Origin of the sequence: Pontibacillus chungwhensis, assembly GCF_030166655.1 — a bacterium.
Taxonomy (GTDB): domain Bacteria; phylum Bacillota; class Bacilli; order Bacillales; family BH030062; genus Pontibacillus.
In genome coordinates this window covers 1,339,291-1,353,352 of the sequence record NZ_CP126446.1, presented here as the reverse complement: position 1 = coordinate 1,353,352, position 14,062 = coordinate 1,339,291, and the positions used below count along the sequence as shown (strand labels likewise).

Genomic DNA, 14,062 nt, shown 5'->3' with positions numbered 1-14,062 from the left:
AAGGAGAGAGGCTCCTGCCTCTCTCCTATTATATATTCCCCATGTCATTTCTTCTGAAATTTTTCCGTCAACCCATCCACTTTCTTCTCCACACGTTCCAACCGATCGCCGACATTTTTTTGAAACGTTCTCCTAAGGAAATACGTAAAGGATACTAGGAACAAAACGATGAGCCCAACAATCAAAAGGAGCCACACCACACCTAAAAGCCCAATACCAGACAACAGCCAACCTCCTCTCTTCCTTATTATATAGTAGAACACCCGAGAGCATTTAACAAAAAACGGAAAAAGATGATCGTGTCAGACACCCTGCGGTGCTTTACAACACGAAAGGGTGTCTGGCACGCTTCACTTGGCTAAAGTAGAATTTATAGTTTAGAAGGTTGAGAATTGGTGAGTATAAAGGAGGATACCGAGGACAGGCTTTTTTAATTTACTATTTATGTAAAAAATAACCTTTGATATTATATTAAATGCATGTTAACTTTTTGTAAGGTCGAAGGCATTAAAGAGTGACATTTCTATGAATAAAGTCTATTTTTATAGGAATATTGGCTAATTTTAGTAGTGTTCCCATTGACCTTTTCAAAAATCGTTCTATAATGAAATTCTAAAGAATTTGTAAATGTAGGATCTCAAGTACTTTGACTATACAGATAAAAAGCACGATATCCTCAATCACAATCAATCATGGAACCAGGCGATCAAAGGAGGATCACACATGAATAAAAGAGTAGACCGATTGCTACAGAATGGACTATTCTTCTTCCTCATAGCGACAGTTTTGCTATGGGCCAAATCGTACTTAGCATTCAGATTTTCTTTTAACCTAGATTTAGAAAACACAACGCAAGAATATATCTTGGCTCTTACACCACTAGGGTCGATTTTATTTTTCTTAGGACTTAGTTTTATCTTTCCAAAAGCGAAACGGATTAAAGCGTTTCTAACCTTATACTTCATTATGTCGTTTGTGTTATTTGCAAACGTCGTGTATTACCGATTCTTTAACGACTTCATTACCATCCCGGTATTGATGCAGTACAAGAACTTCGCTCAGCTTGGCGGAAGTGCTAAGTCATTAATGAGCTTTACAGACTTACTGTTCTGGGTTGACGTAGTCGCATTAATGGTTTGGGCACGCATGAAGAAAGGTACGCTCACACTCAGCGTGAAAAAGCGTACAATGGGCGCTTTATTTGCTACCGCGCTTCTAGCCATTTCATTAAACCTGAACATGGCGAACGACGAACGTTCTGAGTTATTAACACGTACATTCGACCGTGCGATGTTCGTAAAACTTATGGGTGTGTATAACTTCCACCTATACGATTCTATTATGACAGCGAACACCCAGAGTCACCGCGTTTTCGCTGAAAGTGATGAGTTAACAGAAGTACGCAGTTACTTATCCAGTCAGAAAGACCCGAAAAGCGAAAACTTCGGAGAACTTGAAGGCAAAAACGTTGTTCTGATCTCAATGGAATCCTTGCAGAACTTTATTATTGATTACAAAGTAAACGGCAAGGAAGTTACTCCATTCTTAAACGATTTAGTAAGAGACAAAAATACGCTTTACTTTAATAACTTCTACCACAACACAGGTCAAGGAAAGACATCAGACGCTGAGTTCACAATTGCGAACTCCCTTTATCCACTTCCTCGTGGAGCCGTCTTTACGACCAATGCTGGTAACGAGTTCAATGCAACACCTGAAATTCTAAAAGAAAAAGGCTACACATCTGCCGTATTCCACGGAAACAACGATAGTTTCTGGAACCGCGATGTGATGTACCCAGCCTTAGGTTATGATCGTTTCTTCTCGAAGAAAGATTATAATGTTACAACGGAGAACTCTGTTAACTATGGCTTAAAGGACATTCCGTTCTTTAAACAATCCATGTCTAAGATTAAAGGCTTAGAGAAACCATATTATACGAAGTTCATTACGCTTACGCACCACTATCCTTTCGTTCTTAACGACGAAGAGGATGTCATGATCGACCGCACGAACACTGGAGACGGCACAGTAGACCGTTACTTCCAAACTGCGCGTTATATGGATAAATCTTTAGAGACATTCATGGAAGACATGAAGAAAGCCGGCGAGTATGAAGATACCGTATTCGTATTCTACGGTGACCACTACGGAATCTCTGAAAACCATAACCGTGCGATGGCTGAAATTACAGGAACTGAAATCCGACCATTTGAGCACACGCAATTGCAGCGTGTTCCATTCATCATCCACTCCCCTGGTCTTGAAGGGAAAACAATGGATACAGTCGGAAGTCAAATTGACGTGAAGCCAACGATCCTAAACTTACTAGGAGTTGAAACGGAAGACGATATTCAGTTTGGTACAGACCTACTTGCTAAAGATCGCGAAGACTTAGCGATTCTACGTGATGGATCCGTTATTACTGACAAATACGTCTACGACGGTGAATCCGAGAAGTGCTACGATAAAGCGACAGGGCAAGAACTAGAAGGTTCTGAATGTGATACCATTGTCCAAAAAGCTCAAACAGAATTGAACCTGTCTGATAAGCTTGTATACGGGGATTTACTTCGATTCTTAGATGATGAGGAAGAGGACAAACCGTTAACGGACTCTCCTAATGAAGAGAAATAATAAGACGAGCCGCGCAAACGTAACTGTTTGCGCGGCTTTTTTATTGGGCTTTAGTTGAGTTTAAGGTGGGCCTGGAAACTACTCGCTTTCCTGTGGGGAGCTGATGAGCCTCCTCAACCGCCTTTGCCGGCCTCCGGGGTCTCACCTAGTTTAAAAGTGCAGGCGTGGTGCTTAGGACCGTACGGATAAGACAGCTTTTTGGAAAAGGCGGTTTGCCTTTGTAAAAAAGATGACTTATCACGCTAGGTCCTCCACGCCGGAGCTGGATAGGCTCACGTTGCCGCAGGAGTCTCGCACTTTCCCGAACCACCTTTACCAAGTATAGAAGAGACGGAAACGTGCTGAATTAGATAACAAGGGCTTAAATAGCTTACTGAAAATGAGCAAATCTTCAAGCTCGCCTCATGGAACTTATAACACCTGATTCTTCCATATATAAGGAAATAAAATACAATTCAGATCATACTTATGATATACTAAAAATATAAAGCTACAAAAGTAAATCAGGTTAAGGTAGGAAAGGAGATGCCGCTATGCCTATGTGGCTGTTTTTGCTGATCATTATGGGAGCGCTCCTTGTTCTTGGTTTTGTGATTGATATGATTGCGAAGAAAAGAAAGTTAAATATTGATCCTGAAGAAGGGGTCAAAAACGTTAGTGATTCGACTCAGGTTTATACAGAAACGTCATTAGACCAGGCCAGACATCGACATGATGGGAATAATTTTCAATAACATACAAAGCTCTAGTACGCACCTCCGATGGGGGTGCGTTTTTATTTAGTTAGATCCATATTTTCTGTAAAATATTGAAAGCGATTTCTCCCTCTATCTCCTCTAAAACTATTTTACAATAGAATGTTTCACCCTTCCCAAATCAGGTTATACACACTAGATAGCATGCATCCAAGATTCTCCATCACGAATTACATATAAAGGAGAAGAAACATGTTAAAAACGAAAAGCCCTTATTTGCTTACGAAAGAGGATTTTGACAAGTCTGATCACCTGCCTGAGTGGCTTGTGAATGAATATCAAACGTTTAGTGAAATTGTGACGGATCCAACGTTTCCTTGTTTTTTTGGTATGAAGGCTCAAAAAATAGGCGAGCTTCGTTATTCCTATATAAGTCATGATAAGTGGGACCACCTACCTGAAGCCGTTGAAAGTTTCTTAAGTTTGTTCAAGGAACCGAATGCGCCGCGGCACGGGTTGTTTATCTTTGTGGAACCCGAAAAAGAGGAAAAATCAGTGGATTATTACCGCTCGTATTTTTGGGAGATTTTACAGTATTTACACAATCAGGATCGCTTCCCTTGGCCAGAAGGTGCACCAAAGGATCCTGAGCATTATTTATGGGATTTTCACTTTGGGGGCGAGCCGATTTTCACCTTCGGAAATGCCCCTGCCTATAAACAACGGAAGACGAGAAATCTCGGGAACAGCTTAATTTTGGGGTTCCAGCCTCGGGTGATTTTTCAAGGTTTAGAGGGAACTGAAAAAGGAGGAATCATGTCTCGGGAGAAGGTGAGAGCCCGCGTTGAGAAATGGGACCAGCTCCCTACTCATCCTGACATCAGCCATTTTGGCGATCCTACGCATAATGAGTGGAAACAGTCTTTTATAGGAGACGACATTAAGCCAATTGAAGGCAAGTGTCCATTCCATCATAAATAACGTTAAAAATCAGTAGAAAGAGGTTACAAGCATGAAGAGTTTAGAAACAGACAACCGCATCCAATGTAGATCAGAATACGATACCTTACACAAAGTCCTCGTCGTGAAACCTTCTTTTATGGAAATTACTGAAGTGATCAACGAAACACAGAAACATTATCAGAATCAAAATATAAATATCCCTCTCGCTCAAGAACAGCATGAACAATTTGTGCGCGTGTTGCAAGACCAGCACGTGGAAGTAGAAGAGCTTTCACCTGATCCCGCCCTACCTGAGCAAGTTTTCACAAGGGATATAGGATTTGCGCTTCATGATGAACTGTACGTTGCCTCTATGAGTGAAACGATTAGACAGCCAGAGTCAGAAACTTTAAAAAGATGGCTTGAAGCCAACGAAATCCCCTATCACAATGAATTCCCTTCTTCTATCGAAGGAGGCGATGTAATTGTGCATGGAACGACTATATTTGTTGGACAAAGTGGGCGAACTTCTATGGAAGCCATAGAGGCGTTGCAAGATCGCCTGCCTTCTTATAAGGTCGTGGCCCTGCCCCTTCATGAGTCCATCCTCCACCTTGATTGTGTATTTAATATCGTGGATGAGGAAACAGCTCTAGTGTACCCTTCTGCGTTCACCCCTGAAGGACTGGGGCGAATCTCTTCGATGTTCAATCTCATTCGAGTAACACGTGACGAACAGTTCCAAATGGGCCCAAACGTTTTATCCATTGGGGACAAAATGATCATTAGTCTGCCTCAGAACGACCGAATGAATCGAATTCTTGAGGAAAAAGGCTTTCATGTGATCCCTGTTGATTTCTCTGAGATTATTAAATCAGGCGGTTCGTTCAGGTGTTGTACCTTGCCGCTTAGACGGGGGTAGCTCTTTTTAAAATTGGATCGATCTTAAGTGAAACACCAAATGGCGTGCCTATCAGTTAGATTGGCACGCCATTTGGTTATAGAATCCACACGCTTTAAGTTGTCGATATTAACGTTCCCGCTTAGCAGCTAACTGCTTAGCCTCTTCCATAAATTGCTCATGCGTCAGTTCATCGTTCAAACTTTTTCGCACAAGCTCGTCATGCTCCTTCGTTACGTTGAACCCTTCAAGTTCAATAGATGCTTTCGCTTTCTTCATAGCCGCTTCTATGGATAAGTTCTTACACATACAATCACCTGCTTATCTTCGATTATCCCCCTGCTGCCGCTCCCGGCTGTCGTTGCCCTAACTCCTGGTCGATCACTAACAGGGCCGATGGGTTGTCAGCTGCAATCTTTAACCTTTGAACGATCGTGAGAGATTGAGCCTCTTCGTCAATCTGCTCTCTTAAGAAGTCTTGCACAATGACAGCGGTCTGAGGGTCGATCGGAAGGATATATTCATAGGCTTGGCGATAGGCGTTTGTAACGAATTGTTCGTGCTCGAGTACTTTCTGAAACGTTTCAAGAGGTGTCCCAAAATCACTCGGTTGCGCCGGCACTTCCCCCAGTTTCACCACGCCATCTTTCCCAGCTAAATAATCAATTAATGATAACATATGCGTCCGTTCTTCTTCCGACTGTAACCGTAACCACTTCGCCATTCCCGTATAATCCTGACGATCTAAATAGGCAGACATCGCTAAATAAAGGGTCGTTGAGACATGCTCGATTTCAATCAGGTAATTCACTAACTGCTGTACTTCTTCTTTTACCATCCTTCACACTCCTTACTAGGCTACTTCCTTATAAGGTATGAGAGGAGCTTGAACATGTTGTTTATGAAAAACTGGATCGTTGAGGACCTTCTTTATTCGCTCGGCCAGATCCCTCCCCCCTCCACACATCTCCCATTACCTGCATAGACTATACCAACAACCACTCGATGGAAGGAGACGAATCATTATGGCACAATCTATATTTTCCTTTTTACCTCTTGGAAATAAGGAGAGATCATTGGAACAGGACGCGTTTTGGAACGGCTATCCGTTTCGGACCTTTCCATTTGGAGCGTCAGCTGATGTTTTCTGGGGAGTATACGACGGCTTATTCTTTTACCCTCCCTTTTACTCCCAAACCTTCCCCTACTCAGCCAAATGCCCAGGGCCATACCCTTATGGATATCCCCTTAACGACGGCAAAGGACCAGCTTTCATTATCGGCGAACCACCCATCCCACCAATTCTAATTAATCCTGAACTATAAGAATCTAGTTGTATTCGGTACTTTAATTGAATGAGAGAATCGTTTCCGTTACCTATAATCGTGAAAAGGTGGACCTCAGAAATCACTCGCTTTCCTGCGGACGGACTCCCGAGCCTCCTCGGGCAAAAGCTGAAGTGCCCCCCTATCTTAGGACAAAAATAGGGGGATCATTTATGGGAAGATTTACTCCCACCGAAAAGCTTCAAGCTGCCCAAGAGTATATAAATGGTGGCGTAAGTTATCGCGATCTAGAAAAGCGGTTAAACATTGACAACTCGGTTATCCGATATTGGGTTCAATTATATACTTATCATGGGGAACAAGCTTTCCATTTCCTCTATACAAATTACACGGCTGCCTTTAAACTGAAGATTGTTCAATTTATCGAAAAATCGAGTTATTCGATTCGGGCTGCCTCAGCCATTTTTCAGATCCCGGATCCCTCTATGGTCCGTAGGTGGAAGAAGAAATGGAAAAAAGGCGGTATGGCAGCCCTCGAATCACCTAAAGAGAGGGCTGCCAGAATGTCATCAGAAGAAACCAACAACCAGAAAAATGATAAAAAAGACCAGGCAATAGATACTGAAGCTATTCAAAAAGAAGTCGAGTACCTACGTATGGAGAACGCTTATCTAAAAAAGTTAAGAACCTTAATTCACGAAAAGGAAAAATCACCAAAAGCGAAAAAACGCAAGTAGTGAATGAATTAAGGTCCACCTATCCGTTTCACGAATTAATTAAGATGGCTGGTTTATCTAGAAGTAATTTTTACTACCATCTTTCCAAAATCAATAAACCTGATCCAGATCAAGGCTTAAAAGAGCGCATCATGTCCATCTACCATAAACATAAAGGTCGTTATGGATACCGACGTGTTCAACAAGAATTAGAGAACACAGGGCATCATGTAAACCACAAGAAAGTTTATCGTCTAATGAAAGAATTGAGTCTTTCAAGTGTGGTTCGTGTGAAAAAATATAAATCTTATAAAGGGAAAGTTGGCCAAATCGCTCAAAACCTGTTAGAACGCGCCTTTGAAGCCGAATTTCCTAATCAGAAATGGGTTACAGATATCACGGAGTTCAAAGTATTTGGTGAAAAGCTGTACCTATCTACTGTTTTAGATCTTTATAACGGAGAAGTGATCGGATACACGATTGGCCATCGCCCTACCTATTCTTTAGTAGAAAAGATGTTATACAAGGCTCTAGGACGCCTTAAAGAAGGCGATGACCTTCTCTTACACTCAGACCAAGGCTGGCATTACCAAATGCCTCAATACCGCACAGCTCTTAAAGAATATGGCGTTACACAAAGTATGTCTCGCAAAGGAAACTGTCTCGACAATGCCGTCATGGAAAACTTTTTTGGAATTATGAAGTCAGAATTCCTTTACATAAGCGAATTTAATAGTGTAGATCACTTCAAACAAGAGCTTGATGAATATATGCATTACTATAACCATGATCGAATTAAATCCAAATTGAAAACAAGTCCAATCTCTTATAGAGAAAAGCATCAACTAGCTGCATAACTAACAATTTCTAACAAATAGAAGTCCTAAATTTGGGGTTCACTTCAAGCATGGCCTCCGGGGTCTCGTCCGACCGTTTGCCCGCGGGAGTCTCGCAATTTCTGAGGACCACCTTTGCCTAATGGGAAGAAACGGAAATGCGCCTAATATGACTCACAGGGATGAGGTTGATTTCTTATGGAAATCGGTAACTCTTATTAAGCAAGGGAGTGTCTTGGGAACGGGGAGACTCCTGTGGGAGAAAGAGGTCGACGAGACCCCGGAGGGAACGAAGTGAGTGAAGAGGCTCGACAGCTCGCCCACGGAAAGCGAGTCGTTCCCCAGACACTCCCAGCACCACCAAACATCAGGGACGAGTCCTTGGGCTTGTTGGGGGACTGCGAGACTCCCGCGGGGTAAGGAGCCTAGGGGAGACCCCGGAAGACGGCTTGCCGTCTGAGGAGGCTCCCCTAGGCTCCCCGCAGGAAAGCGAGTAGTCCCCCAGCAAGCCCTAATCCACATATAGCAGCGGACGACACAAAAACGCCATCCACTAGAGTGGATGGCGTTTTTTTTGCATCTATAAATTAGGGGGAGATGCATTTTTCACAAAGTCTATCTATTTATCATTATTTCGCTTGGTCAACCCAATGCGAATAATCATGTATCGCTATGCCCTCGTAGCCATCATGGCGTTTGTAGGCATTTTGTAGAACATCTAGTTCTTCATTCATCGCACCTGGTGCGTCTCCATGAAACGTCGTGTAGCTTCCTTCTGACGTATCGATGATGTTGACACCAACGACGACGGTCTTTCCATTTTTACGTGCCTCGTTAACGATAGGTTCTGAGATGGATTGAATGCCGTTTGGCCCCTCTGCTTTATTGCGGTAAGCCATCAGCGTTAAGGAATCATAATGTTCCATCATCCAGTCACTCAACGTTTGATCCTTATAAGGCACTTTTTCTTTGTGAATCCAAAAAGGAAAATCACCGCTTACGGCGAGGTTTGCCTTTTCTTTCACCTGGCGAATAAAATGAACGCTATTCATCATCCACTGATTCTTCACATTGTCACTGTCTTCCTTCCACTCTGATAGAAGGTAAGGCTCAATATCCAAGTGAACACCCTTGAAGGCTTCATCTTCCCCAACCATGTTGTTGTAATCATGGACAATGGAAGCAAAACGATCGAGGCTGTCACGGTTTTTTAGAAGCGCCCAGTTCGGGTCTCCTCCTAGCGCATATACATCGATATCCGCTTTCGTTGCTTCTTTAATAAAGGATCGATAAGGACCTGGTTTGAAGGTTTCGAAATCAATATGAAGATAGACCCGGTTGACACCTTCTTCTTCCAAGAAGGAAACAGGCTGACTCGGATCTCCTTCAATCTTAGACAGATCCCAAATCCAGGTTGCTTTGGTCTTTGGATGACTTTCACTCATGACGGCCACTCCTATTACAATAATCACACCAAGAAGAATTGCCGGGATTTTGTATTGTTTTGCGATCCTTTTCATCTTTCTCACAATGGTCTGACCCACCCTTTATGAGTGAATCGGTATCTTACAAATGTCATTGGTCATTGAGAAGTTCTGCACCCGTGTTTTGTCCCGGGCTTCGAAGTCTTTAAGATCAACATCTGGACCAATGACGCAGTAAGAACCAATCACCGTCTTTCCTCTTAAATGAGCTCGAGGTTCTATCAGTGTATCTTGTCCAATCGTGACGTCTTTCTCGACGTAACTTGTGGACGGATCGACGAAGGAAACACCGTTTTTCATATGGCCTTCAATGATTCGGTCCTGCATAATCTTCTCTGCTTTAGCCAGTTGGATGCGATCATTGACGCCAAGTCCTTCAGCTACATCTTCCGTGGAGTTAGCTGAAATGGTGTAACCTTGTTCTTTTAATATTTCTATGACATCAGGCAGATAGTATTCGCTTTGATTGTTATTTGTTCCAACTTGGTCTAAGGATTCGAATAACAACTTGTTATCAAAGCAGAAGATGCCTGTATTGACTTCACCAATAGCTTGTTCTTCTGGTGTGGCATCTTTTTGTTCTACAATTCGTTCTACGTTTCCGTCTTCATTCCGAACAATGCGTCCGTACCCTGTTGGATCTTCAGGCAACATCGTTAAGATCGTAGCTGCCGCTTTCGTTTCACGGTGGTGATCGAGTAGGTTCTGAATGGTCTGACTTGTAATAAGCGGCGTATCGCCTGTCACAATGACCGTAGTCCCTTCCTGATCCGCCAGCTTCTCAGCACTCATCCCAACAGCATGAGCCGTTCCTAGCTGCTCCTTCTGGTGAGCATAGGTGACAGAGTCCCCAAGTTGCTCTTCTATCATTTCGTGTTTGTGCCCCACTACGGTAACGATTTCGTTCATAGAGAGGTCTTTCAGTAGATCTGTAATATGTTCAACCATCGGCTTTCCACAAACCGGATGAAGGACTTTCGGAAGATCTGACTTCATTCTCGTTCCTTTACCAGCTGCTAACACAACCGCATATGTACGTTCCATCAACTTCACTCCCTTTGTTCCTAATCCTTTATTAGAGTAAAGCGTGTCAGACACGCTTTACTTCGTTAAAGGAATTTTATTCATTGCCTGCTCCACTGAAGTGAGGACGCAGGTCGTTAATGAGTGTGGTTAAGATCTGGCCATCTTCTGAGATGGTTTGATCATTAATCTTTTCCTGCAGATTAAGCATAATCGTTTTAAGGTTTGATTCATCGAGCGTTGTTTGGTGGCGTTCCTTTTGCAAGAGGGAACCCTCCTTCTTCGATTTATTCTACCGTTACACTCTTTGCCAGGTTACGAGGTTTGTCCACATCGTTGCCAAGTGCAAGAGATGTATAATAGGAAATCAGCTGCAATGGTACAACCGATAGTAGTGGTGTAAATAGAGAATACGTTTCAGGGATAAAGCATGTTTCGTCTACGTATTGTGTTACCTTTACATTCCCACTCATTGTGATTCCTAAAACATTTGCTCCTCGGGCACTTACTTCTTTAATGTTTCCAAGCATCTTGTCGTAAAGGTTCTCTTGAGTGAGCAAGGAAATGATTGGTGTGCCTTCTTCAATTAACGCAAGCGTACCGTGTTTTAATTCTCCCGCTGCATAAGCCTCAGAGTGGATATAAGAAATCTCTTTTAACTTGAGAGACCCTTCAAGCGCAACGGCGGTATCGATTCCACGTCCCAAGAAGAACACGCTCTTCGCGTCTTTAATGGATTCGCCGTAATTTTTGATATCGTCATTATGGAACAGAATCTCTTCCATTTGCTCTGGAATGTGCTGAAGAGCTTTCATGTACTGGGCGTTCTGTTCAGGTGTAATCTGCTTTTTCTTCTGAGCTAAATAGATGCCTAATAGATAGAAAGATAATACCTGTGTCGTGTACGCTTTTGTTGAAGCAACGGCAATCTCAGGACCTGCAAGGGTTAAGATGACGTCATCTGCTTCTCTTGAAATGGAGCTTCCTACAACATTCGTAATGGACAACGTTTTTGCGCCCAGTTCTTTACTTTGACGTAATGCAGCAAGCGTATCTGCTGTTTCACCAGACTGACTCACAGCAATGACAAGCGTATTCTCTGTGACGATTGGATTACGGTAACGGAATTCTGACGCAACCTCAACGTCTACTGGTGTGCGTGTTAATTCTTCAATAACCGATTTACCTAGTAATCCAGCGTGGTAAGCTGTTCCACATGCGACGATGTGCACTTTATCCCACTTCGCTACCTGTTCTTCGCTCCATGCAAGCTCAGGGAAATCTACTTCGTTTGTTTCTTTATCAATACGACCAGCCATTGTTTTCTCAAGGGCTTTAGGCTGTTCAAAGATTTCTTTAAGCATGAAATGATCGAATCCGTTCTTCTCTGCTTGTTCCATATCCCAATCAACGCGGAATAAATCACGAGAGATCGGGTTGCCTGTTGTTACGTCCATAAGAGAAATGTTCTCTTCTGTTAATACAGCCATTTCACCGTCTTCTAGAATGTACACATCACGCGTATGCTCTAAAACAGCTGGAATGTCAGAGCTGATGAAGTTCTCTCCGTCTCCAGAGCCAATAATAAGCGGGCTCGCTTGACGAACGGCATAAAGCTTACCTGGTGCATGTTCAGAAACGATTCCTAGCGCATAGGCACCATCTAACTTTTCGATGACTTTCTGAATCGTTGTAATCATATCGCCGTCGTATAGTTTAGAAAGGAGCTGAGCAATGACTTCTGAATCTGTTTCAGATGTAAATGTTGCGCCCTCTGCCACAAGCTCTTGCTTAAGCTCAATGTAGTTCTCGATAATGCCGTTATGAACGACTGCGAATTCTGTGTTGTCATCTGTGTGTGGGTGAGAGTTTTGGTCAGAAGGACGACCATGTGTCGCCCAACGTGTATGACCAATTCCGATAGAGCCCTGTAACGGTGCATTCTCTAAACGAGATGCCAGATTATCAAGGCGCCCTTCTGCTTTTGTTACCTGAACTGATTCTCCGTCATGGATCGCCACCCCGACAGAGTCATAGCCGCGGTACTCTAATTTCTTCAGTCCGTTCGTTAAGATCTCTTGTGTTTGTTGTTGTCCAATATACCCCATGATTCCGCACATATTATTCATCTCCCTTTGTGTTGTTGTAATGGTTCCTACTCTGTTACGTGCTACTTATAGTGCAATAGAATGGTCTTTAGAATGAACTTTAGAAGATGTTCCAAGCTTGTGAATGTGATCGCGATCGTACTCTTCAAATGCGTTACGAGTATCGACAATCGGTACGCCTAAGTCAGCAAGCTCTTGATAATCAAAGTCAGAGTGATTCGTTACAAGCACCATGCAATCGTATTTCTTCAATTGCTCTCTGTTATATGGAACAGATCTTACAATTTCACCGTCATCATCAATGAAGCTGTGAGCATGTGGATCGCAGTACTCGATATTAGCCCCGTTCTCTTTGTAAAGCTCATAAAGGTAAAGACCTGGAGATTCACGAAGGTCACTGATATTTGGCTTGTATGCCATTCCTAGAATTAAGATGTTTGAGCTATTAATAGAACGACCGTATACGTTTAGTACTTGAGACGTCTTAGACACGACCACGTCAGGCATGTTGCTATTGATCGATTGAGCTAGATCAATGAACTTGCTGTAGAAACGGAATCCTTTTGCTTTCCAAGAAAGGTACATCGGATCAAGCGGGATGCAGTGACCGCCAATTCCTGGTCCTGGCTGGAACTTCATGAAGCCGAATGGTTTCGTTGCCGCTGCATCGATGACTTCCCATACATCGATATCCATTCGTTCACACATCATCGCAATTTCATTCACGAAAGCAATATTGACGCTTCGGAACGTATTTTCAAGAAGCTTAGACATCTCAGCTACGCGTGGAGATGAAACAGGCACAACATTCCCTACGTAGTTCTTGTAAAGGCTCGCACCTAGTTCACTACATTTCGGTGTAACCCCACCAATTACTTTCGGCATGTTCTTCGTGTTAAATTTATCGTTACCTGGGTCTACTCGTTCAGGAGAATAGCAAAGGAAGAAGTCGTCTCCTGCTTGATAGCCAAGTTTGTTTAACTCACTAAGAATAAGCTCTTCTGTTGTTCCTGGGTACGTTGTACTTTCAAGCGTGATCAATGTGCCCTTCTTCATATACATCTTCACCTGGTCAATAACGCTTGTGATATAAGATGTATCCGGATCCTGGTTTTCACTTAGTGGCGTCGGTACACAAATGCTGATCGCATCTAGTTCATTGACTAGGCTATAGTCTGTTGAAGGACGGAAACGGCCTGATTCCATTGCCTCTGTTAGTTCTTCATCTGTGATGTCCCCGATATAGGAATCACCAGCTTTTAAGGCGTTGATTTTGTTCGGATCAAGATCGATTCCCGTTACGTTGAAACCGGATTTCACCATTTCAACTGCAAGCGGAAGTCCAACATACCCCATGCCTACAACACCAATGTTCGCTTTTTTCGCTTCGATTTTCTGAGCTAAATGATTTGCATATTTCATGAATAAATCCCC

14 protein-coding genes are annotated in these 14,062 nt (G+C 42.9%); 6 read left to right on the top strand and 8 right to left on the bottom strand.

Annotation, left to right across the window (positions count from 1 at the left end; translation table 11 throughout):
- Positions 1-44 precede the first annotated feature (44 nt).
- Positions 45-224: a DUF4083 family protein gene (locus QNI29_RS07060; RefSeq protein WP_231415678.1), complete on the bottom strand. Its 180-nt coding sequence runs from the start codon at positions 222-224 to the stop codon at positions 45-47.
- Between the two features lie 499 nt (positions 225-723).
- Between QNI29_RS07060 and QNI29_RS07055 the strand changes: the two genes are divergently transcribed.
- The 4 genes from QNI29_RS07055 to QNI29_RS07040 all read left to right on the top strand — a co-directional run bounded on the left by QNI29_RS07055 (position 724) and on the right by QNI29_RS07040 (position 5,196).
- A complete protein-coding gene (locus QNI29_RS07055) occupies positions 724-2,637 on the top strand; it encodes an LTA synthase family protein (protein ID WP_231415677.1) in 1,914 nt (637 codons plus the stop codon).
- A gap of 533 nt (positions 2,638-3,170) precedes the next feature.
- On the top strand, positions 3,171-3,371 hold the full coding sequence (locus tag QNI29_RS07050) for a hypothetical protein (RefSeq protein WP_231415676.1): 201 nt from the start codon (positions 3,171-3,173) through the stop codon (positions 3,369-3,371).
- 213 nt (positions 3,372-3,584) lie between these two features.
- On the top strand, positions 3,585-4,313 hold the full coding sequence (locus QNI29_RS07045; protein WP_231415675.1) for a YqcI/YcgG family protein: 729 nt from the start codon (positions 3,585-3,587) through the stop codon (positions 4,311-4,313).
- A 31-nt stretch (positions 4,314-4,344) separates the two neighbouring features.
- Positions 4,345-5,196: a dimethylarginine dimethylaminohydrolase family protein gene (locus QNI29_RS07040; protein WP_231415674.1), complete on the top strand. Its 852-nt coding sequence runs from the start codon at positions 4,345-4,347 to the stop codon at positions 5,194-5,196.
- 108 nt (positions 5,197-5,304) lie between these two features.
- On the opposite strand, the gene QNI29_RS07035 is transcribed toward QNI29_RS07040, so the two are convergent.
- Together QNI29_RS07035 and QNI29_RS07030 are read right to left on the bottom strand one after the other, a co-directional pair.
- Positions 5,305-5,484: a hypothetical protein gene (locus QNI29_RS07035; RefSeq protein WP_231415673.1), complete on the bottom strand. Its 180-nt coding sequence runs from the start codon at positions 5,482-5,484 to the stop codon at positions 5,305-5,307.
- A gap of 22 nt (positions 5,485-5,506) precedes the next feature.
- Positions 5,507-6,013: a ferritin gene (locus tag QNI29_RS07030; protein ID WP_231415672.1), complete on the bottom strand. Its 507-nt coding sequence runs from the start codon at positions 6,011-6,013 to the stop codon at positions 5,507-5,509.
- A 187-nt stretch (positions 6,014-6,200) separates the two neighbouring features.
- On the opposite strand from QNI29_RS07030, the gene QNI29_RS07025 reads away from it, so the two are divergent.
- Both QNI29_RS07025 and QNI29_RS07020 read left to right on the top strand, forming a co-directional pair.
- Positions 6,201-6,500, top strand: a complete 300-nt coding sequence (locus QNI29_RS07025) for a hypothetical protein (RefSeq protein WP_231415671.1) — start codon at positions 6,201-6,203, stop codon at positions 6,498-6,500.
- A gap of 173 nt (positions 6,501-6,673) precedes the next feature.
- Positions 6,674-8,034, top strand: a protein-coding gene (locus tag QNI29_RS07020) for an IS3 family transposase (RefSeq protein WP_231419951.1) whose coding sequence is annotated in 2 segments (ribosomal slippage) — positions 6,674-7,148 and positions 7,148-8,034 — 1,362 coding nt in all. Because the reading frame shifts where the segments join, the coding sequence is not laid out codon by codon here.
- Positions 8,035-8,642: 608 nt separating this feature from the next.
- Here the strand turns inward: QNI29_RS07020 and QNI29_RS07015 are convergent.
- The 5 genes from QNI29_RS07015 to QNI29_RS06995 all read right to left on the bottom strand — a co-directional run bounded on the left by QNI29_RS07015 (position 8,643) and on the right by QNI29_RS06995 (position 14,050).
- The gene (locus QNI29_RS07015; RefSeq protein ID WP_231417983.1) at positions 8,643-9,542 is read right to left on the bottom strand and encodes a hypothetical protein; all 900 of its coding nucleotides are present in this window, start codon (positions 9,540-9,542) and stop codon (positions 8,643-8,645) included.
- An 18-nt stretch (positions 9,543-9,560) separates the two neighbouring features.
- Entirely contained in the window at positions 9,561-10,541 is a 981-nt protein-coding gene (locus QNI29_RS07010; RefSeq protein ID WP_231417984.1) for a sugar phosphate nucleotidyltransferase, read from the bottom strand.
- A 76-nt stretch (positions 10,542-10,617) separates the two neighbouring features.
- A complete protein-coding gene (locus tag QNI29_RS07005; protein ID WP_231417985.1) occupies positions 10,618-10,785 on the bottom strand; it encodes a hypothetical protein in 168 nt (55 codons plus the stop codon).
- Between the two features lie 22 nt (positions 10,786-10,807).
- A complete protein-coding gene (gene glmS / locus QNI29_RS07000) occupies positions 10,808-12,640 on the bottom strand; it encodes a glutamine--fructose-6-phosphate transaminase (isomerizing) (protein WP_231417986.1) in 1,833 nt (610 codons plus the stop codon).
- Positions 12,641-12,694: 54 nt separating this feature from the next.
- Complete coding sequence (locus tag QNI29_RS06995) at positions 12,695-14,050, bottom strand: nucleotide sugar dehydrogenase (protein ID WP_231417987.1); 1,356 nt, start codon at positions 14,048-14,050, stop codon at positions 12,695-12,697.
- Positions 14,051-14,062: the final 12 nt, after the last annotated feature.

Coding starts and splice junctions, on each gene's coding strand:
- QNI29_RS07040 (WP_231415674.1), top strand. CDS start 4,345: ATGAAGAGTTTAGAAACAGACAACCGCATCCAATGTAGATCAGAATAC.
- QNI29_RS07025 (WP_231415671.1), top strand. CDS start 6,201: ATGGCACAATCTATATTTTCCTTTTTACCTCTTGGAAATAAGGAGAGA.
- QNI29_RS07055 (WP_231415677.1), top strand. CDS start 724: ATGAATAAAAGAGTAGACCGATTGCTACAGAATGGACTATTCTTCTTC.
- QNI29_RS07050 (WP_231415676.1), top strand. CDS start 3,171: ATGCCTATGTGGCTGTTTTTGCTGATCATTATGGGAGCGCTCCTTGTT.
- QNI29_RS07030 (WP_231415672.1), bottom strand. CDS start 6,013: ATGGTAAAAGAAGAAGTACAGCAGTTAGTGAATTACCTGATTGAAATC.
- glmS (WP_231417986.1), bottom strand. CDS start 12,640: ATGTGCGGAATCATGGGGTATATTGGACAACAACAAACACAAGAGATC.
- QNI29_RS07010 (WP_231417984.1), bottom strand. CDS start 10,541: ATGGAACGTACATATGCGGTTGTGTTAGCAGCTGGTAAAGGAACGAGA.
- QNI29_RS06995 (WP_231417987.1), bottom strand. CDS start 14,050: ATGAAATATGCAAATCATTTAGCTCAGAAAATCGAAGCGAAAAAAGCG.
- QNI29_RS07035 (WP_231415673.1), bottom strand. CDS start 5,484: ATGTGTAAGAACTTATCCATAGAAGCGGCTATGAAGAAAGCGAAAGCA.
- QNI29_RS07045 (WP_231415675.1), top strand. CDS start 3,585: ATGTTAAAAACGAAAAGCCCTTATTTGCTTACGAAAGAGGATTTTGAC.